Genomic DNA, 7,320 nt, shown 5'->3' on the forward strand with positions numbered 1-7,320 from the left:
GACCATTTAATTGGAAAGGTTTACACTCTTCAGGCCAATTTAAATATAAAATATTAAACCATTTATCTTTAACCCAATCTTTATGAGGATAAACGCCCAAAATAAAAGCTTCACTCTTATTATTAATATATACAAATAATAGATTCCCTGTTCTTGTTGAAAACTCATCATCCAAATGCTCTATTTTATCACCCAAATGAAAATGATATATATTAAAATATGTCAAAAGTTGATCTATTCTATCTGCATTTTTTGATGTTTTACTTAATCTATAAGTTAAATCTTTTCCTAAAATTAAGGAATTTGCAATTTCTTCAATCTGTTTTTGATATTTATAAAAAATAAACGGTTGAGTATTCATATAGACATTTGAAATCTTCGGAATTTTTCTCTTTCTGCAATAATTTAAATATTGACAAAAAATACTATCATCATCAGCAGTTCTATATACTATTTTATTTATATTCATTTCTTTTTTATAATTTTCTAATAATTCTTTTTTTAAATTAATTTCAATATTCAACACAATCCTCCTAAAAATATTAATCCAATATAATTAAAATATAAAAAAGGACTGAACAATATGTACACTTCTTTATTAATAATTTATAAATTCACTTGAAACCTTATTTCTTACTGACATTTGTTTTATATCTTCTATTGTAATTCTATTTAATTTAGACGTGTCCCCCTTTCTCCATATTTTTAAAGACTTAGATACTATATCATCCCTCGCACTTTCTGCTCCTAAAACATTTTCTAATATTACTCTTTGATTATAGTGGAACAAATTAAAATAATTTAACTCTTGATAAATCCAAGGAGATAAAATTTTTATTTCGTTATTTTCAGAAATAAATTCAGATGATTTTTCAATACTGGTAAAAATGATATGATCACTTTTATTAATTGCTTCGCCTATTGCTGAATTAAGTATTGAATGGACATGTGAAGTTGAAAAATTTCGCTTATCATAATCATAATTTCTTTCCCCATTTTTACAATATTCCTCATCTATTAATTTTAATAAATGATCTGCTGAACCCCATATCTTAGAGTCTAAAAATACTGTAAATCCTTTATTTAATAAATAATTTGCTAGATTTTTAACAACATCTTCATCATTATGTGAATATGAAATAAAAAAATCGTATTTTTTTGTAGGAAAAAATAATTCTTCTAATTTATCCCCATCAAGAATTTTTTCTTCTTCAAACATTTTTTCAACTTCTTTTTCTAACTCTTCCTTTTCTGTTTTAAAATTATAGTTTCCTTTATGTTCTCCTAACTTTTGAATTTCATCAATTAGAAGTAAATATCCTTTCTTAGCCATTAAACTCCTCCTATTTATTTTTTAATTCCCCAGTTTTTATAAGTTTCTTCAGTATAATGAGCCAATGGATGATTTATATTGTTATCATGAACTGAAAATTGTGAAATCGCAGATAATATTGGTTTTTCTTTAAATGGAATATGAATACAATTTGCAGTTTTATTCTGTATTCTCTCTTTTAAACTTTTTGGCCAGTAATTATGGAGTAATTTAGGCTCTAATATATATTCAAATTTTGGATATGTAATAATCAATGGTATTTTATATACATCTACAGCTAACTCAATTTCATAATTTAATTCTCCTCTATCCCAATTTGTGTCATCAGATAAAATTATTAGCATATTTTTTGAATTTCTCATTCTTTCTTTCAATCTATTCCTTAACGTTAACTTTAGGCTATAATCTTTCACTTTATAAGTTTTTTTATGACTATCACTAAAATTAAACTCTATTGACTTTAAATTATTCCATGCTTGTAATAATCCATAATATCTAAAATCACTCTTAGTTGGATTAACCTCTCCATTTCCATCAAAAGCTGTATATGTTCCATTTCTATATGCCATAAATTCCTCCTTGTCAAATGCGTTCTAATCTTTTTAATTTATAAAAATTTATATAATCTTGTTTAGAATAATGTATCACTATAACCAACTTTGAATTGTATGCAAACTTTTTTCTACTAATCTTAAAAGTCCAAATTATTATATTTAATAATTCTTGATCTGGAATATCTATTTTTTCATAAAATCGTGTTATTCCTGATCCTAATAATGGTATAATTACAGTTCGTCCATTGTATAAAGTATCCACTTGATCCCAAAAATTAATCAAAAAATCTATAAAATCTTTTTGTGTTAAGTATGCTCTATTTTTATGATCAAACTTTGTCATTGCTGTTATCAGATAATTTTCATAAACGATGGAAGTTCCTAATAAAAATTTTTGTTTATTTCCACGGTCTCTTTTATGATTAAAATTTCTTTTATAATCACTTATATTTCGATTACTTAGTAAAATATCATTTAAATCATTTGGAGAAATACCATATTTTTGAGGATCATAATAACCTTTTTTTATAAATTTTCCATTCAAACTAGCTTCAGATATTATTTCGTTATCTACTATAGTATCGAAATATTCATTAAAAGCAATTGTTTTTAATCCCTCTTCTGTAAAAATATCACCTACCTTTATAATAACTTTAGAACCGTTTATGTTTAGAGTTCTTTTGTTCATAAAATTTGCGTATGTCCATAACCCAACATAAATAACTCCAGATATTTTTAGTAGCAATAATAAATAGTAACTTTTATCATTTGAATCAATTGTATAAAATATACTCCAAATTGTAACAAAACCACTAAATATTCCAACTATAGTTAAAAATGTTTTTATTATAGTTAAATCAAAAAAATTTACTTTTATCTTAAAAATATAATCATCTCCTATTACTTAATTAATATTTTTATTATCTTTTTTTAAATGTTTTTCAATAGCCTCTTCTAATTCAACTCTATTATATATTTTTCTACCAGATTGAAATGTAAATGTTCCTACATTATAAAGATTAACCACTTTATTTATTGCTTGCATTGTATACATATCTTTATAATACCTTTTTACTTGACTTTCATTTCTGTATTTAAAAACTTTAGTAATATCTTGCACTATAGCTGAAGAGTTATACTCTGGATCATATTTTATTTTATATTCTATAATTATATCATCTATCAAATAATCTTCTATATGAACTATATTAAAATCATCAAATTCTAAGTGTTCTTTTGCCTTTAAACTATAAGCTAAATTTGATACACATTTATTTATAGATATAATTTCTTTATTCTTAAAAAATTTTATTACCAATGGATAATGCACTTTTTTAATATCAATATTAACTCTATTCAATTCTTTATTTTCATATTTTTTTAAATTAATTTCTGATAAATTATTTTCTTTTACTCTGTAATCTTCCATAAATTTTCTATCTTTTTCTTTTTCAATTAATATTTTATTATTTTGCTTTTCTGCTTTCTCAGCAAATGAGGGTGCATATCTTTTTCTCATATTTTCTTTAAAATCATCTATATCTTTTTCAGTCAATTTATATAATTCCATAAAATATTCTTTGTTCCAAAACCCATTATAATTTCTTAAATACTCCATATTTTTTAAAAAATTATCATAATATTCATCTCTTTCTTCTGAATTGTAATGATAACTAGAATATAAAAAGTGATCATCTATACAAATATTCATCATTATGTTTTTTAACTTTTCTAATTCTAAGATTAATTGTTCTCTATTTTCTTCTTCATAAATAACTTTTGCTATTTCTAAAAAGTTTATTAAATTTACTCCATCATCTGTATAATGATATTTAATTCTTGTATTTAACCTCTCTTTATTCTCCAAGCAAAATTGAATAAATTCTTCTATTTTATCCATTGTTTCCCCCATTTAATTATCTTTTCTTTCTTAAAATACTTAACTCATATTCTATATCTTTTATCTTCCTATAATACTCCGCCAGCTTATTTTCAAGCTCTTTTATTCTATCTCCGCCATTATCTATTATCTCAATCTCTTCTATCCCATCATTTTTTGAGTTCGGCATTTTTATCGTTCGGCTGCCGAACGATATATTTTTTACTTCTTCAAGAGGCTTATCAGAGTTTATAATTCTTCTTACTTCTTCCGGGGATATATTTTGTTTTATTCTTTTTATCTCAGGTAATACTCTTTCAGGAACTTGAAAAACTTTTTCGTCATTAAACTCCAGGTATAGTTCTTGTCTGTTTAACAATGTGTAGACAAATGTTTTCTTTAATCCTAATGACTCAAACCATTTTTGAAAAGTTCCTGATTTATTATTAGCAAATAATTTCTGAGCTTCAGCTAATCCCTCAGCTAAATCTAATAAATCTTTTTTCAAACTTTGAGCTGATGAAACAACTTTTTCTTCACATTTTATTATTTTTTCAATATCTGTACTTTCTAATTCATATTCACTATAGTTAATAATTGATTTGTATTCTAGAACGACTTCTTTTAAATCTTTTCTAGTTTCAACTTTTTCCCTCATACTTTGTAATATACTTGCTGATACCTTATTTTTCTTCACGTAATATCACCCCTGCAACTTCACCTATAATATCCTGGAATTCTATAGCTTTTTTTGATTGTGTTTCCAAAATAGTCTTACCTTTTTGAATTAACTCAGTTATTACGGCACTTTGTTTAATTGGTTCTGATAAATATATATCTGTTCCATCTACAATTTTAGCTATATCATCATACCATTCTTGTTCAACTTTTGTTTTTGTATATCTATTAGGAACTATAGCAGCTATTTTATTAATATCTATCTCTCCCATCAACTTAGTTATACCTTCAGTTGTTGCTGCATCTAAAAATGTTGGAATAACAACTTTATCTGATAACTCAACGAAATCTTGGTCAATATTTAATACTGGAACTGAATCTATAAGAATATAATCATATTCCTTTTTAAATTCATCTATTGTAATTCTTAGTTTTTCTCTAAACTTTTTAGTAAAATTATTCTTAATTAAAGGAATATAATATAAATTTTCTCTTAAAGATATTATATCACCATCACCTTTAAGTACATGATCTTCTAATCCACTTACAACTGGTACTGATATATTCGCATATAATAAGATATTGTTTTGAGAATCTGATGTCAAAATTAAAACTTTCTTATCTTCTAAAATTAAGGCAATTATATGTGCTAATTGTAGCGTAAGCCATGACTTTCCAACTCCGCCCTTATTGTTTTTTATTGTAATAACTTTTCCCATTTATCCTCCCTACTTTAAGTTTTTAATAATTGAGTTATTTATATCATTTAACTCTAGTTCGTTCATCATGAATTTAAGTGTTAGTTCCATTAAGATACTCTTTTTTATTCTTAACACTTCGTCTTCAGAAAGTTTCAATCCAATCCTATAAATTTCTATATTCTTATCAATATATTCATTAAATTTTACTATATCTGTTAAAACTTGATTTGGCTTATTTTCTTCCTGGTATTTAATATTTTGCACTTGCTTTTCTCCAGTTGCAATAATTTCAGCCTCTTCTATATGATTATTATTCTTGCTTAGGTACTCATCAGCATGAGCTTCAATATATGTATATATAATTTGTTTTTTTCCAGCCTTAAATGCCAATTGCTGAATTTTAGTTTCTTGGCCACACTTTTTAATGTATTCCTTATATGCTCTCTCTTCTATTTTATCCTGTTCTATACTAGATAATGATTTGTAAAATGTTTCAATATTACTATAATCTTTTATATCATCATTTTTCAAATCTTCGAATAAAGAGTTTTGAGAATTTTTAGTATTTGAACTTTTAATTATTAGATCATCTGCCCAATTATTCTCAAGAACCTTTAAAAAATAAGCTCTAGGACTAGTCAATTTTTTTTGCTTTTCTAAATATACTGCTGCTGCTTTTACTTTTTCATATCCATATTTCTCTAAAGAATCTTTAATAGTTTTTGGCATTGATTTTAAACTTTTAGCTTTTAATGGCATTATATTTAAAATTTCAAAAATCATATCATTTGTAACTATAGTTATTGGAGTAGATTCCTCAATATTTTTTTCTGTAAAACTTATAGCAAGTGTATTATAAATACTCTTTAATTCGTTATTATCCTCATTAAAACGCTCTTGCTTAAGTTCATTATGTTTCTCATCAAAATAAACTTCAACATCTGCTTCTAGCCATGTAGTAGGCTTTAAAAACTTGAAATCTTTTATTAAATTTTTATTTTTTAGTTCGTTAAAAGCTTTTTCCAAAGTTTTAATAGTAATTGGTAAACTTTTCTTTTCATATTTTAATGGTATTTTTTTTATTAAAGCAAATACAGATTCTTTTATATAAAGATTATCAAATCTTATTTTCTCAATTAACATGTAGAGTGTTCTAGCTATACCACCATTTATATCAAGGAGAATATTTGAATCATAAACTAGGTATCCACGCTTTACGATATTCTTATAAAAATGGTCTGATATTCTAATTATATAAACTTCTTTTATTCTTTTATCATTTATTTTATTTTTTATATCTTTATTTCTAACTTCACTTAACTGTAAAGATTTGTATTCCAAAATGGCAGTACTAATTTCTTCTTTTAATACTGTTTTCATTTCATTTGAATACATAGTATTTTTAAAAATATAACTTGTTTCCGATAACCTTGACAAAGCTTTTTTTATGTCCGCAATATAACTATTTGCATGTATTTTAGCAGCGTCTCTAATCTCTGAAGCTGAAACAATAAATTCTTGTTCCATGCCTTTTTCTTTCATAATCTTCATAAGAGCTATAAATACTCTTTCTTCAGCTTCTCCTGGTATTAAATCTCCTGGAGATGGTTTAACTGTTATATAGGTATCCCTGTTTTTATTAAAAAAATAAGTAGTTATCTCATTTTTTTTACGTTTGGTATTCTTAGAAAAAACAGGAAACTGAACAATGTTCATATCGACACGAATTAAAGATTTATTCTTAACAAGATCTTCAGGGATATAAATATCTTCCTCCAAAAAACAAGGAGAACCTGCATCTATAATTTCTATTCCTGAAAAATCATTATCTTTCTTTTTTATCATGCTACCATCCTTTCTAGGTATAAATTAACAGGATATAATTACCTTTTTTCAATATAAATATATCCTATCCATTTGCATTTTTTATATAATAACATATTTTTTTTATAAAAAATACTTATTTTAATAAAAAAGTATCCTACTCATTTATATATTCTTGAAATATATCCTATTAATTTACAAAATATATCCTGTTAATTTATAAGAAGTGTCCTATTAATTTATAAAATATATCCTATTAATTTATATAGTTATATCCTATTAATTTATATTTAATAAAATCTAAGAAACCTAAATAAATCAATACTTAAACCAATACTTTCTTAATTTTTT

General features: G+C 24.4%; 8 protein-coding genes. All 8 read right to left on the reverse strand.

Going from position 1 to position 7,320, the window contains the following annotated elements:
• The coding region (locus ACRC8M_RS04560) for a hypothetical protein (RefSeq protein ID WP_438528064.1) at window positions 1-523 on the reverse strand (523 nt) is incomplete at its 3' end.
• Between the two features lie 75 nt (window positions 524-598).
• On the reverse strand, window positions 599-1,333 hold the full coding sequence (locus ACRC8M_RS04565) for a toll/interleukin-1 receptor domain-containing protein (protein ID WP_438528065.1): 735 nt from the start codon (window positions 1,331-1,333) through the stop codon (window positions 599-601).
• A gap of 14 nt (window positions 1,334-1,347) precedes the next feature.
• A complete protein-coding gene (locus ACRC8M_RS04570; protein WP_438528066.1) occupies window positions 1,348-1,902 on the reverse strand; it encodes a TIR domain-containing protein in 555 nt (184 codons plus the stop codon).
• Between the two features lie 13 nt (window positions 1,903-1,915).
• Window positions 1,916-2,575, reverse strand: a complete 660-nt coding sequence (locus ACRC8M_RS04575) for a macro domain-containing protein (RefSeq protein WP_438528067.1) — start codon at window positions 2,573-2,575, stop codon at window positions 1,916-1,918.
• 216 nt (window positions 2,576-2,791) lie between these two features.
• Window positions 2,792-3,787, reverse strand: a complete 996-nt coding sequence (locus ACRC8M_RS04580; RefSeq protein WP_438528068.1) for a hypothetical protein — start codon at window positions 3,785-3,787, stop codon at window positions 2,792-2,794.
• A gap of 16 nt (window positions 3,788-3,803) precedes the next feature.
• Window positions 3,804-4,463: a hypothetical protein gene (locus tag ACRC8M_RS04585; protein WP_438528069.1), complete on the reverse strand. Its 660-nt coding sequence runs from the start codon at window positions 4,461-4,463 to the stop codon at window positions 3,804-3,806.
• Window positions 4,450-5,163 (reverse strand): ParA family protein, encoded by a 714-nt coding sequence (locus ACRC8M_RS04590; RefSeq protein ID WP_438528070.1) that lies wholly within the window; start codon window positions 5,161-5,163, stop codon window positions 4,450-4,452. The genes ACRC8M_RS04585 and ACRC8M_RS04590 overlap by 14 nt, the downstream gene beginning before the upstream one ends.
• A 9-nt stretch (window positions 5,164-5,172) precedes the next feature.
• The gene (locus tag ACRC8M_RS04595; protein ID WP_438528071.1) at window positions 5,173-6,990 is read right to left on the reverse strand and encodes a hypothetical protein; all 1,818 of its coding nucleotides are present in this window, start codon (window positions 6,988-6,990) and stop codon (window positions 5,173-5,175) included.
• Between the last annotated feature and the right edge of the window lie 330 nt (window positions 6,991-7,320).

It is taken from the genome of Cetobacterium sp., assembly GCF_051653945.1.
Taxonomy (GTDB): Bacteria; Fusobacteriota; Fusobacteriia; order Fusobacteriales; family Fusobacteriaceae; genus Cetobacterium_A.